The organism is Phormidium sp. FACHB-592 (assembly GCF_014695795.1).
GTDB lineage: Bacteria > Cyanobacteriota > Cyanobacteriia > Leptolyngbyales > Leptolyngbyaceae > Stenomitos.
Window position 1 is genome coordinate 200,504 of sequence record NZ_JACJOZ010000106.1, and the last position, 18,703, is coordinate 219,206.

Sequence of the window (18,703 nt, forward strand, 5' to 3'; positions counted from 1 at the left end):
TTCCTTGCATTATAATTAACCTCTGAGCAGATTTCGCTTATAGAAAACTCTATGCTTTTAGCCCGACGATTTGCTTGCATCGTACCCAAACTTTCCTAATTTTCCAGAATTTGCTGCTTTCCATAGCAATGTTTCTTTGCTCAACTTGCTCTAATTGAGCTTGAGTTTGCTGAAGCTGCCTGTAAATTTGCTCCAATTGGACCTCAGCTTGCTGGAGCTGCGAACGAGTTGGATTCAACTGAGTCTGGGTTTGCTCCAACTGGGTTTGGGTTTGCTCCAACTGAGTCTGGGTTTGCTTTAATGGGGTATAAGCTTGCTGGAGTTGCGTCTGGGTTTGCTCCAATTGAGCGTGGGTTTGCTGGAGCTGTGTCTGAGTTTGCTCCAATTGAGCGTGGGTTTGCTGGAGCTGCGCCTGGGTTTGCTCCAATTGACCGTGGGTTTGCTCCAATTGAGCGTGGGTTTGCTCTAGTGTTCTCTCTAGCTGATTCCTCTGTTCTAGTAAGTTATTGCTATGTTCCTCCAATTTACCAATACGCAACTCACGATCACTAATCATTTGAGCAAATTTAGTGCGATAGAGACTGGCATGTTTAGTGCAAATATATTTCAATAAACGACTGCGATTTTCGGGTGTAGCACACTCTGTTACCATTGAATTCGCTCGAACCCGATAGTCATAGAGTACTTCAGGAATATAACGAAACTTCCATCCACGCTCAACTGCACTTAACCAAAGATCCCAATCTTCTAGACCAGCTATCGGCATACAAGGATCATAACCACCGCAATCTTCCCATAGAGCTTTGCGATAAACAGCACAGGCATCAATATAGTTGCCTAAAACGAGTTGGGTGACATCGAATTTTTCTGGCAGTTGCCACGATCGCTCCCCTTCGCCAAACCACTCAGGCTTCCCATACACAACACCAATGTCTGGGTTTTGATCAAGAACTTCAATTCCTTTAAGAATATAATCAGGACGTATTTTATTGTCTGCGTCTAAGGGTAAAATGTAGCGTCCTGAAGCTTTCGCAATACCGTTATTACGAGCATGCGCCAAACCCTGATTATTTTGATCAAGAACAAAATAGCCTTGATCTTTGAGATAGCCTAAGAGATTAACAGTTAATGGATCATTAGAACCATCATTAACAATAATGACCTCATAAACTGGATCGAGACACGCCTGAATGCTTGATAAAGCGTCTAGCAAATATTCGCCGTGATTATAACAGGGAATAACAATAGAAAGGGCAATAGATTGATCTAGCATATAGAATATTCGATGAATTAAGAAATGATCTTGAAAAGTAGCCAGGAAAGGCTAATCTCTACTTAAATAAAATTTATTTTAGTCTTCTTCTTAGACCTTTTTCAAGTGAATCAGCTTTCTGATTTAAGAAGCTGATTTGGATTTAAGTAATTGTTCTTTGAGTCGTAGCCAGTAGATACGTAAGCGCCAAAACTTAGAGGTTTTCATAGCTGCAATCTCATTTTTTGCCTCTAAAAGGGCATTTTGTGCAGCTATAAGCTCGCTTTGTGCTGTTAAGAGAGCCTTTTGAGTAGCCTCAACTTTCACCTCCATTTGAGAAATTTGATCTTTTAGAGGAGCAGTATAGTAACCCAGACTACTTTGATAGGTTTTGGGATGTACTACTTCTAACGGAAAGTGTACTGTGTCTAAATCAGGTTTTGGTAGACGAGGATAATGCTCAAGCTGCTCAGACTTAACAAAGAGTAAGGAATTTTGGATATACCAGGGTTGAACATACTCGTTAGACCAAAGGCGATAACGCAGGCAGTCGATCGCGACATAGCCGTATTGCTGAAAAAGCTTCACCCAGTAGCCCATCCACTGTTCATTTAAGTGTCCTGTTCCACCTTGAAAAGGTACTGCTGCTGAGAACAAAACGACATCTGACAGCTTGATTAGAGACTCAATCAAGGTACTAGCCGACTCAGCAGGTAAATGTTCAGCGACTTCTAAAGAGATAGCTAAGTCAAACCGTCGATCAAGTCTAAGCGGTTGAGTTAAATCTTTTGCTGAGAAGGCTTCGACAGGAATTTGCAGTTGGCTACGGTCAACATAGTCGCCATCTACCCCTAAATAGTCCTGTATGCCTAATTCCCGAAATACTGATAGCCAAGCACCAAGACCACAGCCTACATCTACAACGCTTTGAGGTTGGAGCCATTCTAGAATCATCGGTACGACTTGCCTTGCTGAGCCCCGAGCCCCCTCTAAAAGCAAGTCAAAAAACGCTTGATCGTACAGGGACGATGCTTGAGTGGCAGAATCTGAAGGTATAGGTTGATTCATACTCTGTAATCGTAAAGACGCATTAGGTTCTCCCTTTGATTTGGTCGCTGTAGCAAGATAAGTCAAGCAAAGTCGTCGTGTTGGAAAGACTTGATCTAGCCACAGAGCAACTCGATTTAACGCTCCAATACCAAAAGAAGCTAGGTTTTGATGTTTTGTCAGCCAGCTAGCATGATACTCATCAATCAACATTTGAATTAAGACTGCAAATAACCCCTCCAGTGGTTGAACTTCAACATCGATATAGCCAGCTTGCTCCAACAAGTAGCGCAAGCCGTATTCTGTATAACGGTAGAAGTCTACAGGCTCTTCATGCAAGCCCCAAACCATTGGAGCAGTTAAGATAAGGTTGCCGCTAGGCTTCAAAAGCCTATAGGTTTCTTTAAGCATTCGCTCGGGGGTATCTAAATGCTCCAACACTTGAGTTGAAAGGATTGTATCAACTGACTCATCAGGTAGTGGTACGTCATAACAATCTGCGCAAATATCAACGTTCTCCGCATACTGCCGATCAACGCAAAGATATTCACCCACATGGGCTTTAAATAAGTCTTCATACCCACGTGAATGTCCACTGCCAATATCTACCATTCGCCCTTTAAGAGTAGGAGCCAATTTTGCTAAAGCTGCAATAATTGTCGAGCGAGCAATGTAATGTGGGTTGTTAGGATGCGGATGCAGATAGTAATGGAAACCTTGCATTAGTTTAGGTTCTTAAGCATCACGATGAGCTTGTTTAATGATATAGGCTGACGAAAAGTCAGGTATTGACCGGATGCGATGGTTCAAACCGTTGCTGCCCAAATACTCATGTACCGCGACTGCACAGCCATCCCAAGCATAATAGTCGTCGATAATGATAATACCCTTCTCGGAAACAAGGGGATACAAGTTTTCGAGGCATACTTTGGTTGACTCATACCAATCGCCATCAAGACGAAGAATGGCAATCTTCCTTTCAGATTTCCCCTTCACAAATTCGGGCACAGTCGTCTCAAACCAGCCTTTATAAAAATGTACTTCAGAGTCTAAAAGCCCAAGTTGACTGAAGTTTCGCTGTACATCTTCCAAGGAGGCAGTGCAGTTATCGAAATACCATGGGCTATCAACCGCTTGCTGCCAGCCTGCTGCCATTGGACCATCGATCGGCTGGACTGGGGGTAACCCTTCGTAACTGTCGAAGAGATGAAGTAATCGTTGTGAGTGAGGCTGTAACGACCGTTCAGCTAGCTTCATCGCAGCAGCACAGCCACCTCTCCAAACACCACATTCGACAAAGTCTCCTTCAATTTGCTGCTCATAAATAGATTGAACAGCTTTGATCAGAAACTCTACACCTGAATCTGGCACCATACTGTAAGGACGAATCTTCTGAATGATTTGTTCAGTTTCAGTGCTCTCAGTAGTAGGCATTAGCTGTGTAAATGGTTCAGCCTCAGTCTGCTCAACGGTGGTGAGAATGGCAGGAGCTTCTACGCTCGCAGAGCCGCTATCCGCTTGAAGCACTTTCCTCAAAAACTTCGGTAAATAATCGCGCAACATAAGAAGTTTTAGTAAGTGACTAAGCAACATTAAATACTTTAAGCAAAGACAGCACTATTAAAGTACTTTCTACGTCTACGACCTCGGCAACAGAAACAAGTAACTTACAAGGGCTTTAGGATGAATCTAACGCTGACTGTAATAAATCATAACTCCAGTAAGACACTATTCCTTAATCCCGTTTAAATCAATCCTTAGGTCAAGCATCCGACTGAACAAGTTGTTTATGGCATACGTTCGCTTGTAGCAGCCATCTGGGTATGGGAATGCCATAACCTTACAAGATGATTAGCTCTTACTAAAAAAGGGGGATAAATGCTTAATGTCACTTATCCCCCTCTTCTATTAATGAGCGTATAGTTTAGCTAGCGAGATATTCTCGCACGTTCGCTTTGCGGCGACGCAGATGGTCAAGTGCTTGGCGCTCAAGCTGGCGTACCCGTTCACGGCTAAGGCTGAGGCGTTCACCAACCTTCGCAAGAGACAGTTCGTTACCGTCCTCCAAACCATAACGCAGTGCAATGACCTGCCGTTGCTGTGGCGTTAGGTCAGCCATTAGCGTTTCCAAGTCTTGACGCAGTGATTCTTGCGCCATGTAGGTTTCAGGAGAAGGACCATCATCCTCCAACAAGTCTTGCAGTTCGGTGTCCTGGTTATCGCCAACGCGCAGGTCCAAAGAAACGGGCTGACGTGCGATCGTCAGATATTCTCGAATCTGAGCAGGTTCTAACTCTAGAGCAACCCCGATCTCAGCCGCAGTCGCACTACGGCCGAGCTTCTGTGCCAGCTCACGCTGCACTTTTTTGATCTTGTTGAGCTTTTCAGTGATGTGGATGGGTAGACGGATAGTGCGTGCCTGTTGAGCGATCGCTCGCGTGATTGCCTGCCGAATCCACCAGTAGGCGTAAGTTGAGAATTTGTAGCCACGCATGGGATCAAATTTCTCAACGCCGCGTTCCAGACCCATCGTGCCTTCCTGAATTAGATCCAGAAATTCTAGATTGCGTTTCTGGTACTTTTTAGCGATCGACACAACCAAGCGTAAATTCGCCTCGATCATTTTTTGTTTAGCCCGCTGACCCCGCAGCATCACCTCTTTGAAGCTTTCTTCACTCATTTGAGCGTGATCCGCGAGTTCTTTAGCAGTCGGCTCGTGGTCAAGCGTTTGGGCAAGCACCTCTTTTTGCTCATGCAGCGCCATCATTTGCTGCACCTGCTTACCGTAAATAATTTCTTGTTCATGGGTCAGCATCGGCACGCGACCAATTTCGTGCAGGTAGGTACGAACCATATCTGCCGTAAAAGTGGGCTTCGTAGCTTTAGATTTGGTATTGGCAGTAGCCATGGATGCGTACAACTCCGTAGACAAAGGACAGGGAACTAGGACTGAAGCGAAACTTAGCGCCCTAAGCAACATCAGTTAGGACATTAGAGACAAACGTTCTATATCAGGACAACTCTCTCGGGTTTAGAGTCTTTAACCTGACTGTCAAGCCTTTTAGCTTTCGATACTTGTTTTTTAGTGGAGAACTAGAACACTATTAGAGTGCTCTCAGTTCACTAAAGACGACTAGTTAGAGAACAATTTCCTTAATGCGAAAGCACTTAACTATTGAGCAGAACACTTAAAATGACTAGGTTTAGACGGCAACCGAAGCACTAAGACGGAATCATTATGACTTTGCATCTGATCGTAGCCTACATTATAGACGCAACCAAAGTCTTTTAGTTTCGCCCTATAGTATGACCCAACCGGGTGAGTAGTCTCTCTTAAGTCGCATACAAAGCTCCAGATGTCTTAAGGTTTCGGAGACGATTGAACAGGATATTAACTGCGTTGTGCTGCTGCGCGGTACATTGCTTCATACCCTATGATGACCTGATTGTTTGCTTCTGAACAGTCCTAGATAAGAGGGATAACCGAACGGTAGCACCACTTTCAGGTAGGTCGTTGAGTACATTTGATTTAAGGCACCCTTGAATGGTTTACGTTCGAGTTTTGCCAGTAGATTCATCACCGTCACTATTTTCTAAGACGAGTCAAAGGAGTTCAGCTACAACCTGCGTAAAGAGGTGATGGGATGAAAGGGTGAAGAAGTGAAGGAAGATGCTGGTATAAGGAGACGGTTATGATGATTCAGAGCTTGCTATCTGCTTAAAAACCAAGGTCAGCTTTGGCTGCTTCAGCCGCTTTGAAAACTACTGCTGCTGGCAGTTCCTCCCAGGCAGGTTCGCTGATTTCAGCGTAAAAGGTTTCATCATAAGGACGAGTTTTAACGACGACTGGCATCGGGATCGCATGACCCAGGATTAAAGCTTGTTGCTTGGAGTCTAATTTTGCCAGCACCGATCGCAGGCTTTGTGCGCCCGAAACGCCAGTGAAAATGGCATCAATATCTTTCTCGTCGTTAAGCAGCGCTGTAATGCGAGTCCCGATCTGAGACATGACTTCGTTGTCGATACCGGATGGACGTTGATCGACCACCAAAAGAGTGACAAAATACTTTCGCATTTCACGGGCGATCGTGCCAAAAATAGTTTGTCCCACAGTCGAGGGATCAAGAAAGCGGTGCGCTTCTTCGATCGTGATCACAAGTTGGCGCGGGCGATCGCTCACCTTCTTGGTCTGTAAAAACTGTTCGGCTTTCCGAACATAGGCATGGTGGATGCGACGTGCGATCACGTTTGTTGCCAGCATATAGGACAGTAGATTTGACTGAGAGCCAAACTCGACGACAACGTGTTTACCAGCTTCGATCGACTCCAAAATCTGTCCGACATAATTATGCGGGCAGGTCTGGCGAATATACTTCAGCTCATCTAGACGATTGAGCTTCCGTTGCAACGCCATGATTGAAGATTTACTGCCCATTTTGGTTTCGCAAAACTCTTGAATTTCGCCGTTGCTCATTGCTAGTAGACGGCTAATCCAGGCTTTGCCAAACTCGTTGCGAAGAATAATCGCATTTTCTAGACTGGCTTCCGACAGATTGAGTTCATCCCGCACCAGCATCAAATCTTCTACGTCGATCTGATCGAAACTAATATAGAGCTCTTGTGCGTCCCGCACGCCGCGTCGCTTGGTCGAGTCCGGATCAAGGGTGTAAATTTGCACCTGACCGGGAAAAAGTTGTCGAAGCCCCTTGACTGTGCTGAACTGCTTGCCTTCGCGTGCGGCTTCCCAACCATATTCGGAGTGCATATCAAAGATAAGGTTAACTGCTGCCTGTTTGCGGATGATGCCTGATAGCAGTAACCGCGTCAGAAACGATTTCCCCGTCCCAGATTTGCCGAAGACGCCGTTGCTGCGCTCAACAAAGCGATCGAGATCAATGCAAACGGGTACTGCCATGTCGATCGGTTGCCCGATTGCAAAATTCCGTCTACTTGGGTCATCCTCCCACCCAAAGACTGCCCGAAAGTCTCGCTCGCTGGCATCATAAACCTGGCTAAAGTGACCGGGGATTGTTTTGACTGGAAGCAGTTCGATGTCTGCACTAGTTTGAGCGGTGTAAGAACCGGCGCTTTCAGCTTTTAGCTTTCGGCTTTCAGCTTTCCGGTTGCTAACGGTTGACGGTCGATCGCTAACTGCTTCTCCTGGTGTAAACATCAGCATCGGCGTCAAGGCGATCGTGCCAAAGGTGCCTGTACCAGCAAGAACTTCCTGCAAAAAACTGTTGGGATCAGGTGGATTGGCAAGAATGCGGGGACTACCTGTACCCAGAGAAACGTCGGTGAGCATACAAAAGAAGCGCGATCGCATCCCCTGCACTACCAGAAACTTGCCTACGCGCATATCTTCCACAAACACATCGGGGTGTAAGCGGACTTCTAGCCCCTGACTAAGGGAACCCTGAACGACGGAACCGAGTGGTTGCTCTGGAGCCATTCAATTACTCTAAACTTCACTGATCAAGCGATGTCTAGGCAGCAGACATTGCCTAACCTCGATCAAGCAACATTTTTTCAAAGCCGACAGGTTAAAGCAAATGTACTAATGACGTAAAACAAGCGTACCATTTTGCTTGCTAAATGCAAGCGATCGCGCTTATCACAGCAAAAAATCGACTCTTTGCAGAATCGGACGAATGTCAACTAAACGACTTGAAGTAGCTCAGCGTTGGCAGTATACGAGCGTCTGTAATCAATCAATGCGCCTGTCATTGCTTCAGAGAGCAACTTAAAGGTAAATGCTTTTATGCACCATGCCAGTCAGTTTTGGGTGGATCTGTTTTTGCCAGCAGCTTGCCCTGCGAAATGACATAACGCACCGTGGCGCGGCGACGGATCGCATCGTAACGATCATGAGCATCCAGCACAATTAGATTTGCAGGTTTGCCGACTTCAACGCCATAGCGATCGCTCACATTTAGCGTTTTCGCACCATTCCACGTCACCATGTCATAGCAGGCATCAATCTCGGCAGTACCTGTCATCTGGCAAACGTGGAGTCCCATAGAGGCGACATCCAGCATATTGCCTGTGCCGAGAGAATACCAGGGATCTTGGATACAGTCGTGTCCGAAACTGACGTTAGTGCCTTGCTGCCAGAGTTCTTTAACGCGAGTCACACCGCGACGTTTGGGATAGGTGTCCGTGCGTCCTTGCAGCGTGATGTTGATCAAAGGATTGGCGATGAAGTTGAGTTCGGTGCGACGAAGAAAGCTGAGTAGTTTGAAGGCGTAGGCATTGTTATAAGAACCAAAGGCAGTGGTGTGGCTGGCGGTGACGCGAGACCCCATACCAGTACGCATTGCCTCCGCTGCAACCACTTCGAGAAAGCGGGACTGATCATCATCAATTTCGTCGCAGTGGATATCGATGAGGCGATCGTATTTCTGAGCCAACTCAAAAATGCGATGCACTGATTTCACCCCATCTTCTCGCGTCAGTTCATAGTGAGGAATGCCACCAACAGCATCGGCACCCATTTCCATTGCTTTCTCAATCAGGCTGTCATTCTGCGCTCCACCATAGATACCGTCTTGCGGAAAAGCAACAACTTGGAGCGTCATCCAGTCTTTTACAGCTTCGCGGACATCTAAAAGCGCCTGAAGTGCGGTGAGGCTGGTTTCGCTGACATCGGCATGGCTACGGACAAAGAGAACGCCCAGCATGGCTTGCTGCTTTAGGGTTTCAATGGCGCGGGCTTTGCCATCTTCTAGTGAAAGGTTTTGCTTACGATCGCGCCAAATTTCAATGCCTTCAAACAACGTACCGCTTTGGTTCCAGCGCGGGTCGCCAACCGTCAGCGCTGAGTCGAGATGAATGTGCGACTCGACAAAGGGTGGACTCACAAGCTGCCCCTGAAGGTCAAGGGCAAGGGTAGCAGGCTCTACAATCTGAGGCTCAATTGCGACGATCGTCCCCTGCCGCACCACAATATCCACTGTTGCGATCGTCCCATCTCTCTGAAGCAAGCGACCCTGACGCAGGAGCAAATCGTACATCTTTACACCTTAATTTCGTCTGCGTTTACACCTTAACTTCGTCTGCGAAGCTCGCCCAGCGCACAAATTCAAACGGTCCTGCAACCGAACCCCACAAGTGTTCATCAGTTTCAGGATCACGTCCGCGATCGAGGCTAATGAATTTTTCGCCATCAATCTCAAATTCACTATCAAGGTAGGTATTTACACCACGACGGATGACCATACAGGCTTTACCGGGTTCAACCGCTCCTTTAAAACTGTGTCCCGTCCATTGCACTCGCACATTGCACCCTGGCAGCTTTTCGAGGTGGTCAGCTTTGAGCGTTGGCAATCGTTTGACATCGCGAGTCGCGCCATAAAACTGTGCTTCATCGTGCACACGGTAGTTTTCGATTTCGATGCGATCGTTTGTTGCCATCAACTTCAGCACCCGCACTCGATAGGGATCGTTCAGCGCATAATCATATGCCTGCTCCACCAGCAAACTCACGCCTGACAACAGCTCTAGCGGCAAGGGACGCATACAAACGCGGATGTGGGCAAAAAAAGGCGGATTTTCAAACGCTTGCGCTTGATTGCTAAAATCTGCTGCCATCCAACGCCCCAGGGTCGCGATATCAGTGGAGTGAGTCATTGATCGTGTGCTCTCCAAAATACTGACACTATCTTAAAGCCGTCGTTGTTCTTTCGGTAAGGAGTGAGGAGTGAGGAGTGGAAAGTTTTGAGTAGCGCTTTGCGGCAGGGTAAGGATAAGAAGGTTTGAAGTGATGAGTTGGCTCCCTACTCCCTACTCCTGACTCCCTTAAGCCAAACCCTTCAGGCGAAACAGCAAAAACTGCGTCACCTGTTCCTGGCGGAAGTTGTCGTCGCTCACCAGTAACAAGCTGCGGCTACCGTCAGGCAAACGGGGACCGATCGTCATCCCTTCAAGATTATCCAGCGGCACGTTTAAAGAAGAGAGATCCAGCAGCAGCTTTTTAGGAATGGCTACCGTGCTGCGTGAGGTGTTTTTCACAGTGTCGAATGACGAAATATCAGTCGCGCTACCCAGTGCGAGTTGAAAGAGCTTCACCTGAAAGCCTTCCAAGCCAAACGATCGCTCCAGGCTCAGGAAATGTCCGCCCTGGTCGATTGCTAATAGTTCTGTTAAACCGTGACTAATGGCACCCTCAGGTGGTGGGTCAAGTTGGTATAAATGCTCCGACAGCAACAGTGCTCGACGAGCCTCCAGCAGGTAGTGGAGTAGGCGATTTTTGGCTCCTTGCGTTGGGTCAGCCGCGCTAACATCTTGCGTCAGGGCAGACTCAGTCGCAGCAAACAGCCGAAACGGTTCGACTGCCGTTTTGCCATAGTTGCCAGAGGCGATCGTTAAGGATTCAAACCCTAGATTGTCTTGCACGCCCTGCGGCGGCTGATCATCTGTTGTCTCAGGGCTGTAGCGTTTGGGAACCTGGAGGCTGCGCTTCCATTGCCCTGTTCTAAGGTCAAATTCGCGCACAAACGGCGGAATGCCATCCTTTGTGACACCTTCGCTCGAAATAAAGACGGTTTCTAGTGGCGATAGTGCAATGCCTTCTGGGTCGATCGTGCCTTGGGGGTAGGGTTTGCCGTCCTCACCCAAAATTGTCGTAACAGACTCAATCGCCACTTGCTTAATACGTAGCGCTTCAGCCTTCGTACTATCCAGATCTAACTTGAGCGTGTAGAAACGAGCGGGCGCAAAGTCGCTGCGATCGTCTGAAAGGGCATAGAAGCGATCGCGCTGACGATCGTACGTAATGCCCGATAACCCACCCACGCGAGTCCCCTTAAAAGGCTGTTTTGGTAACTGATAGTCGCCTAAAAAATCTACTGACAGATTTAAAAATAGCCGATCCTCGGCACTGACTTGCGGCAGGTCGCAACTTGTTAAAAGTGGCATGAGCGCCAGCAGGAGGGCTAGCAGACAAGATGTTAGATTGAATCGTCGATCACTCACAGTCTGCCTCTCGCTTACCAATAGATACACCTGAATTATGAGGGATCTTGCGATTGTGGTGGGTTTGGCGTGTGATTACGCTTAAGGATCGTGAAGTTAATAAACCCGCAAACTGTATGGGCGGATTTGGCAGACCAAACTGCATCCTGCCATGGCTTTGGCAGCAAAACCCGCCCATACCAAAGATCGAACTTATTTAATTCCCAGTCCTAAGTAGCCGAGCCTTTTTAACAAGACTTCTAGAAGTTGAGCAGACTACCGATGGCTGTTCCTAATGAGGCGGTTATCATGATGCCATCAGGTTTTTAGGTTGGACGTGAGTCTATGTTAAAGGCAAAGCCATCTAAGCCTGCTAATTAGGGGCATCGTTGCGCCCCATGCTGATGTACCTGACCGCCGCTTTAACAGAGTGCCGAGTACGGCATTTTTGATCGCACTTTTACACTCAATGGGAATGTAGCCGCCGCGTGAAACTAACCAGTCTTTACAACAATGGCATTAGCAGCGTCGTGCTGATTGGCACGCTCCTCCAGATCAATGCAACGTTGGCTGATCCATCTAAGTTTGTGCCCCAAGTGGCTGATCTTGCCAGCACCGATCGCGTCAGTACGAGCGCCAACAGCAGCGTTTCTGTTACTGCCCAAACGGTTGCCCCAATGCCCTCGATTGCGGCGAATGTTGCGACAATGATTGCTGGGAGTGGAGCAGGCAGTGCCCGTACCAGCAGCAAAGAGAATGCTCGTTCACCGCTGGGTATCAACCTGGCTGGCGTGACGAGCTACAGTGCAGAACGCCCGTTTGTGGACGTGTTTAAAACCACTCATCCCTGGTTTTCCAATGCGGAGGGCAAGAGTTGGGCACAGGGCGGCGACTTAGCACTTACCGCTGAGGGTTGGGTTGCGTCTTTGCGACTGGGGCAGTATGCGACGACAGGTGTGCTTGATGGCGATCAACGCTATCCTACCGGAAACTACACGCTGCTGTATGACGGGCAGGGGAAGATTGAGATTCGCGCAATGAGCAACAAAGGTCTGACCACTGTGAGCGAAGCACCGGGTCGATCAGTGTTTAAGGTGACGACTGAAACTGAAGGCCTTTTTGTTCACCTGCGTGAGACGAATCCAGCTAATCCAGTCCGAAATATCCGGTTCATTATGCCGGGACACGAAAAAACTTATCAGACACAACCGTTCAACCCACAGTTTCTCAAAGCCCTGTCCAGGTTCAAGTCCATCCGCTTTATGGATTGGCAGAAGGCAAATGGGTCTAAGCTCGCCAACTGGTCTGACCGCACCACACCCCTTTCTGCGACCCAGGCAGTAGAAAACGGCGTGGCGCTGGAGCATATGATTCAGCTTGCCAATACGCTACAGGCTGATCCCTGGTTCACAATTCCCATCAGGGCGAGTGACGACTTTGTGCGTCAATTTGCAACGCTGGTACGTGACAAACTCGATCCTTCGTTAAAAGCTCATATCGAATACTCGAATGAAGTCTGGAACTTTGGTTTTGAACAGGCGGGGTATGTGAGAGATCAAGGGGTGCGGCTGGGGTTAGACCGCGACCAATACCTTGCTGGCACAAAGTACTATTCACAGCGATCAGTCGAGATTTTCAAAATTTTTGAAACCGTGATGGGTGGGACGAGCCGCATCGATCGTGTGTTGGCAGGGCAATCAGTCAATACCTGGTCTGGCAATGAAATACTTGCCTGGAAAGATGCTTATAAGCACGCCGATACTTATGCGATCGCTCCTTACTTTGACGGAAGAGAAACGCTGCTGAATGGAGAGAAAGGTGCCCAGATTGCCCAAATGTCGGAGGATCAAGTCCTCGATATTCTTCAGACAGATATTAGAGGCAAAATTAAGGATGATATGGTCTCTAATGCGAAGCTGGCTCGCAAATATGGGATACAGCTTAAAGCGTACGAAGGGGGGCAACAGCTCACGAGTTTCCAGTTTGGGGGCTACGAACCTCAAATCACCAAACTTTACACTAATGTCAACCGCAATCCTCGCATGGGCGACCTATACACCGAATATCTCAACAATTGGAAAGCCTCAGGTGGCGGTCTTTTTAGCCACTACAACGATATTGCCCCGCCAAACAAATATGGGGTGTGGGGCGTGTTGGAATATCTCGGACAAGATCCGAAAACAGCTCCTAAATACCAGGCGTTGATTCGCTACATCGACGCGAACCCGACTTCTAAGTAAAGGCTGAGTTAGGACTGCTGAGTAAGGCAGAAGGCAAAACGTTACCTGCCCTCTGCCTTACGTGCTACTTCAACCGTGCTTCCGCCGCTTTCAGCATACCTTTAGCATCGATGTACACAGTCGTACCCGCTTTTACCTCTCTGAGCTTGTCTGCGATTCTATGTAGTTGTCTCGCTTGAGCAGGGTTGAGTGCTTTGGCATTATTGGCTGTAGAGTCAAGCAAATAGTTTCGTAGCTGTTGAGCTTCCTTAAAGGCTTGTACGGATGCTTGCTCTGTTTTCAGCCGAATCTGTACATAACTGAAGCGCTTTTCATAATTTGCAAGCAGCGTTTGAGCTTGCCGATAATCAGGGTCTTTAAAGTCAATTGTTTTCAGGCGATCGATCGCGGTTGCCCACTGCTTTTGGTTTTCCTCCCACTCAATTTCGGCATGAGGAACCTTTAAATTCAACTCTTGAGCCGTTTTGGCAAAGATCTTGGCTGCCTCAATTAAGTTACTTGTCTGAGTGCTGCCAAGTGCCAAACCTGATACTTGTTGAAAATCTCGCTCATACGCCATCAATTTCGGTAGTGCCATACGAGCCGCGAGAGTCTGATCAGGAATTTGGTGAAGCTGATCGATCGCCTGCTGCCACTGGGCAATTGCTGCCTGCTGCTCAGCGGTATTGGGTGCTTCCTGATACTGCTGCTTGGCACTACCCAGCAGTTGGTCGGCTTGATTGAGCTGCGTTTGGGCATTCTTTTCCTGAAACAGCTTGGCATCCATCCGGGCAACCTCTTTACGGGCACCTTGAAACTCATCAAGCGTAAAGCGCCAACTGCATTGAAACAAGCCGCAGTACGTCTGTGGATAGTAGCCTAGAAACCAAACAGGTAAAGCATCCAAGCTTTTTTGTGCGGTTTGCACTTTAGTGGTGCCCAGCTCTAAATCGGCGGCGCTGGTGGCTCGATTTACCAGTTGGTCTGCCTGCTCGGTAGTGGCGATCGCCTGTCGATAGTTTTTATCCATGCTGATGAAACTGGGCATCAACACGAGCGGTGCGACTCGCGCTACCGTCCAGCGAATAGGGGGATAGGGCAGGTTGAGTATCCAAACGCCTCCGGCTAGCCCCGCGATGCCAACCAATACTGCCGATGCTAGCCGAAACCGATTTGCAGTCGGAGAGGGGCAGTTGGCGCGAGCTGCTGCTTTCAAAACCTTTTCGCTAAAGTCGGGAAACAAGTCGACGATCGCGTCCCGCAAGTCTTCCAGCGTCAACGGAGCGCCTGGTTTTGCCTGAAACCGTTCTAGCCGACGCAGGGCAATATCTCGCTGCACCTTCCCAACAGGATCATCAGCACTACAGCGTAAAATTTCAGCTTTGAGAATCTCGAAGGCACGCTGATTAAGACGAGACATAACGTTTATGGAAGAGCCGATTGAATGGTTTGTTAGCCAGTAACTTCATTGCAGGACGATCGATTCCGTCTGCTTCATAACGACATTAAAGAGCGTCCGGCTTCGGTTACTATTTAGCTTCAGTGTGCCCAAAAGCGTTTGAGTGAACACAAAGTAGCGATCGCTCTCCCCTAGCTGATCTCCCTAGACTGTTTTTGCAAAGCGTCTGGTGTTGCCTGATTAGGCACCATTTGTAGAGACGTTACCCGTCATGCCGTTACTTCTGTCTATTTGAGGATTTTGAGTCACTGCTGGTTGGTTAGGCTGCATAAAGAAAGACTCTCAGAGGAGCCAATGCTCATGACGATGGCTGACGACCGAAACTTGGATTTACAAACGAATGATGCCTTAGACCTGATCCCGGATGCTGACCTTGAAGAGCTTGAGGAAGAGGATCTGGGCGATGCGCCACAAGTGATTACGCAGTCCTATGGCACAGGCGTGCAGGAAATACCTGGCTATGTGGCAGGTGGACGAACAATGGGCGATCGCCAGGGTAATTTTAATGAAGCTGATGCGACGCTAACTGGTGGCGACATTGATGCAAACTACGAGCAAGCAAATGCGGTTGGCGACGAGTCGGTTGGTGGTACTGTCAGTACGCCAGACATGGATGTTGTTGATGAACTGGGCGCGGCTGTGGGTTTAGAGATGGACGATCGCGCCTTTCTTCGCACCACCGAGATCTTAGAACAACGCGATGCTCGCCGTTGGGAGCTAGAGCCGTCTTCCTCTGAAGATTACGTTGATCGAAGAGATGAGGAGTAAGGCGATCGGGTATCAGCAAAAACCAGTTGCTACCCCTCGCTGCCAAATTTATGGCTAAACAGCGCAAACGGACTAAGCAAATTGAGCAGTCGGCTCAAGAGCACCTTGGCTATGACGATCTGCGACCGGGGCAGGAAGCAGCCATTCAATCTGTATTAAATCGACAAGATACCCTGGTAGTCATGCCAACGGGATCTGGTAAATCTGCCATTTACCAACTTGCAGCGGTTGAGTTGGCTGGTGCAACAGTGGTGGTTTCACCGCTTATTGCGTTGCAAAAAGACCAGGTGGAGTCGATCGAGAGCCAGGAACTAGGGGGTGCGGCACAGGTTAACTCGACTATTGGCGAGGGCGATCGACAGGAAACGTTCGATCAATTGAAAGCGGGTGAGCTTGAGTTTATTTTTTTAGCTCCTGAACAGTTGAAAAAGCCTGAAACGCTAGCGCAACTCCAGGCAGCAAAACCGTCACTTTTTGTCGTGGATGAAGCCCACTGCGTCACCGAATGGGGACATGACTTTCGTCCCGATTACCGCCGACTGGGAAGCGTGATCGAAGCTCTGGAGCATCCTACTGTGCTAGCTCTGACTGCTACAGCCTCGCCGCCTGTACGGCAAGGCATTCTGGAGCAGTTGGGCATGAGAAACGCTCAAGTCATTGTGCAGGGTTTCGATCGCCCCAATCTTTGGTTAGGGGTAGAGCGCTTTGAGGATGACGAGGAAAAACAAGCGGCTCTGGTACAAGGGGTATTAAAGGCAGCAAAACCAGGCATTATCTATGCAGCGACGCGCAAACGAGCCGAGTTACTGGCAATCGCTTTGAGCGATCGTGGCATTACTGCCGTTGCTTACCATGCGGGTTTAAAGCGTCGTGAGCGTGATGAGGCTCAAACCGCTTTTATGGCAGATGACATTGAAGTGATTGTGGCAACCACTGCCTTTGGCATGGGTATTGATAAACCAAACGTGCGCTTTGTCTTTCATTACGATGTCAGTGATTCGATCGACTCTTACTATCAGGAAATTGGTAGAGCCGGACGGGATGGCAACCCAGCCAGCGCCAAGTTATTCTACAACCCTAAAGATTTGAGCCTACGTCGCTTCTTTACGGGCAGTCATCTTGATCTGGATCAAGTGGCACAGGTGGCAGTCATCATTCACAAAGCCGACGCACCCATGCCGCTCAAGGATGTACAGCAGGAAGCGCATCTTTCTCAAACGAAGGTGATGACTGCCCTCAATCATTTAGAAGCGACAGGGGTAGTGGAACTGCTGCCCACAGGTGAAGTCGTTGCCTGTGCAGAACCGACTGATTTAAGTGAGGCGTTAGAAGAAGCTGCTCAAGCAGATAAACAGCACCAACAGTTTGAGCGATCGCGCCTGGAAATGATGCGTGGGTATGCGGAAGTTCACGGCTGTCGGCGAGAATACTTACTCAACTACTTTGGCGAAAAAATCGACACTCCCTGCGGCGCTTGCGATAACTGCGACGCTGGCATTACGGTGGAAAAGACCGATCGATTAGAACCCTACCCGCTTGACAGCCGCGTGAAGCACAAAAGTTGGGGTGAAGGTACGGTGATGCGTTACGAAGGAGACAAAGTTGTTATCTTGTTTGATGAAGTTGGTTATAGAACCCTTGAAGTTGGCATGGCGCTTTTAGGTAGGCTGTTACAACGCTTGGAGTGATAGTAACAGGGGCATAACACGATGGTTTAGGACTGCAATTGACTCAACATCTGCTTAAAGTATAGGGATTTACGTTATGACATTGAACCGCCGTCATTTTCTGGGCTTGTTGGGTGCAGGCTCAGGCGCGATCGCTGCCAGTATCTACGCACCTCGTTTTGCTTGGGCTGCTGATGCGGCTGCCAAGCCAGCCGCATCAGGTGCTTTTACCCTGCCGTCCCTACCTTATGCCTACAACGCCTTAGAACCGTATATCGATGAACGCACGATGCAGTTCCATCACGACAAGCACCATGCTGCTTACGTTAAAAGCCTTAATGATGCTATTGAGAAGCACCCCGAACTTAAGGGCAAAACTGCTGAGGAGCTCATTCGCAACCTTAACGATGTGCCTGAAGACATTCGCACAACCGTTCGTAACAATGGCGGTGGGCATCTTAACCACACCATGTATTGGGAAATTATGGGACCGAAAGCAGGCGGTGAGCCAACTGGAGCGCTTGCTGCCGCTATTCAAAAAGACTTTGGCAGCTTTGCTGAGTTCAAAAAGCAGTTTAACGAAGCTGGCACAAAACGCTTTGGCAGCGGTTGGGCATGGCTAGTACAGACAAAAGACGGCAAACTCCAAGTTACTAGTACTCCTAATCAAGACAATCCGCTGATGGAAGGACTGTATCCCATCATGGGTAATGACGTTTGGGAACACGCCTATTACCTTGCGTACCAAAATCGCCGTGCTGACTACCTGCAAGCCTGGTGGAATGTCGTTAATTGGAATGCTGTGAGCGATCGCTTTAAACTGGCTAAAGCAAGCAGCCGTTGAGGACGAAAGAGAGGGCGAAACCTTAGTGATCGCAATTTCTTTCGTAATGCTGCTAATCGCGCCTATAATAGCTGATACAGATGAGGCGCATGGATGAGCTCACCCTCTCATTAGTTGAGGGAAAGGCGCTCGTAGTCAGCCTCTTTAGCCTTTAGCCCCTTGTCTTGCGGGTATAGTTCAGTGGTAGAACGTCACCTTCCCAAGGTGAATGTCGTCGGTTCGAGTCCGATTACCCGCTTATTCACACTGTCCTACAGAACGCTGAAGCCTTGAAAACTGTCCTAAAGCTGTCCTAAAAAATAGCACTAAAAGAGGCTGTTACAAGAGTCAATTGTGAATCGTCTCGGTTGGATTTGAACCAGCATCGTCGTAACGATTGGCTCAGTAGTCTGCCCTCTGAGCGCGATCCAGTTCCATACGACGCATTAATTCTGCTTCACGCGATCGTCTTGCCATATCGAGGTACGCGTTTGTTAAGATTCCTTAACTGTAGGG

At 48.4% G+C, this 18,703-nt stretch carries 13 protein-coding genes and 1 tRNA gene; 5 read left to right on the forward strand and 9 right to left on the reverse strand.

Features of this window, described 5'->3' with window-relative positions; genetic code table 11:
• Nucleotides 1-49: 49 nt before the first annotated feature.
• From H6F86_RS30410 to H6F86_RS30445, 8 genes are all read right to left on the reverse strand, one after another.
• Nucleotides 50-1,273, reverse strand: a complete 1,224-nt coding sequence (locus H6F86_RS30410; RefSeq protein WP_190455098.1) for a glycosyltransferase family A protein — start codon at nucleotides 1,271-1,273, stop codon at nucleotides 50-52.
• Nucleotides 1,274-1,396: 123 nt separating this feature from the next.
• Nucleotides 1,397-3,022, reverse strand: coding sequence for a methyltransferase domain-containing protein (locus H6F86_RS30415; protein WP_190455102.1), 1,626 nt, complete (start codon nucleotides 3,020-3,022; stop codon nucleotides 1,397-1,399).
• Nucleotides 3,023-3,034: 12 nt separating this feature from the next.
• Nucleotides 3,035-3,862 (reverse strand): TylF/MycF/NovP-related O-methyltransferase, encoded by an 828-nt coding sequence (locus H6F86_RS30420; protein ID WP_190455105.1) that lies wholly within the window; start codon nucleotides 3,860-3,862, stop codon nucleotides 3,035-3,037.
• 361 nt (nucleotides 3,863-4,223) lie between these two features.
• On the reverse strand, nucleotides 4,224-5,207 hold the full coding sequence (locus H6F86_RS30425) for an RNA polymerase sigma factor, RpoD/SigA family (RefSeq protein WP_190455108.1): 984 nt from the start codon (nucleotides 5,205-5,207) through the stop codon (nucleotides 4,224-4,226).
• 810 nt (nucleotides 5,208-6,017) lie between these two features.
• On the reverse strand, nucleotides 6,018-7,751 hold the full coding sequence (locus H6F86_RS30430) for an ATP-binding protein (RefSeq protein WP_190455111.1): 1,734 nt from the start codon (nucleotides 7,749-7,751) through the stop codon (nucleotides 6,018-6,020).
• Nucleotides 7,752-8,058: 307 nt separating this feature from the next.
• Nucleotides 8,059-9,312: a cytosine deaminase gene (codA, locus tag H6F86_RS30435; RefSeq protein ID WP_190455114.1), complete on the reverse strand. Its 1,254-nt coding sequence runs from the start codon at nucleotides 9,310-9,312 to the stop codon at nucleotides 8,059-8,061.
• Between the two features lie 25 nt (nucleotides 9,313-9,337).
• Nucleotides 9,338-9,928 carry a chromophore lyase CpcT/CpeT gene (locus H6F86_RS30440; protein WP_190455117.1) on the reverse strand — a complete coding sequence of 197 codons (591 nt, stop codon included), beginning with the start codon at nucleotides 9,926-9,928 and terminating at the stop codon, nucleotides 9,338-9,340.
• A 168-nt stretch (nucleotides 9,929-10,096) separates the two neighbouring features.
• Nucleotides 10,097-11,215, reverse strand: a complete 1,119-nt coding sequence (locus tag H6F86_RS30445; protein ID WP_190455120.1) for an esterase-like activity of phytase family protein — start codon at nucleotides 11,213-11,215, stop codon at nucleotides 10,097-10,099.
• 524 nt (nucleotides 11,216-11,739) lie between these two features.
• Between H6F86_RS30445 and H6F86_RS30450 the strand changes: the two genes are divergently transcribed.
• Nucleotides 11,740-13,491: a hypothetical protein gene (locus H6F86_RS30450; RefSeq protein WP_190455123.1), complete on the forward strand. Its 1,752-nt coding sequence runs from the start codon at nucleotides 11,740-11,742 to the stop codon at nucleotides 13,489-13,491.
• 64 nt (nucleotides 13,492-13,555) lie between these two features.
• Here H6F86_RS30450 and H6F86_RS30455 read toward each other — a convergent pair whose 3' ends face one another.
• On the reverse strand, nucleotides 13,556-14,890 hold the full coding sequence (locus H6F86_RS30455; protein WP_190455126.1) for a hypothetical protein: 1,335 nt from the start codon (nucleotides 14,888-14,890) through the stop codon (nucleotides 13,556-13,558).
• 339 nt (nucleotides 14,891-15,229) lie between these two features.
• Here H6F86_RS30455 and H6F86_RS30460 point away from each other — a divergent pair, with 339 nt between their 5' ends.
• The 4 genes from H6F86_RS30460 to H6F86_RS30475 all read left to right on the forward strand — a co-directional run bounded on the left by H6F86_RS30460 (nucleotide 15,230) and on the right by H6F86_RS30475 (nucleotide 18,446).
• Nucleotides 15,230-15,697, forward strand: coding sequence for a DUF6335 family protein (locus H6F86_RS30460; RefSeq protein ID WP_242033770.1), 468 nt, complete (start codon nucleotides 15,230-15,232; stop codon nucleotides 15,695-15,697).
• A 50-nt stretch (nucleotides 15,698-15,747) separates the two neighbouring features.
• Entirely contained in the window at nucleotides 15,748-17,385 is a 1,638-nt protein-coding gene (locus H6F86_RS30465; protein WP_190455133.1) for an ATP-dependent DNA helicase RecQ, read from the forward strand.
• Between the two features lie 76 nt (nucleotides 17,386-17,461).
• Nucleotides 17,462-18,208 carry a superoxide dismutase gene (locus H6F86_RS30470; RefSeq protein WP_190455136.1) on the forward strand — a complete coding sequence of 249 codons (747 nt, stop codon included), beginning with the start codon at nucleotides 17,462-17,464 and terminating at the stop codon, nucleotides 18,206-18,208.
• A gap of 166 nt (nucleotides 18,209-18,374) precedes the next feature.
• Nucleotides 18,375-18,446 (forward strand) — tRNA-Gly (locus H6F86_RS30475).
• The last annotated feature ends 257 nt before the right edge of the window (nucleotides 18,447-18,703 follow it).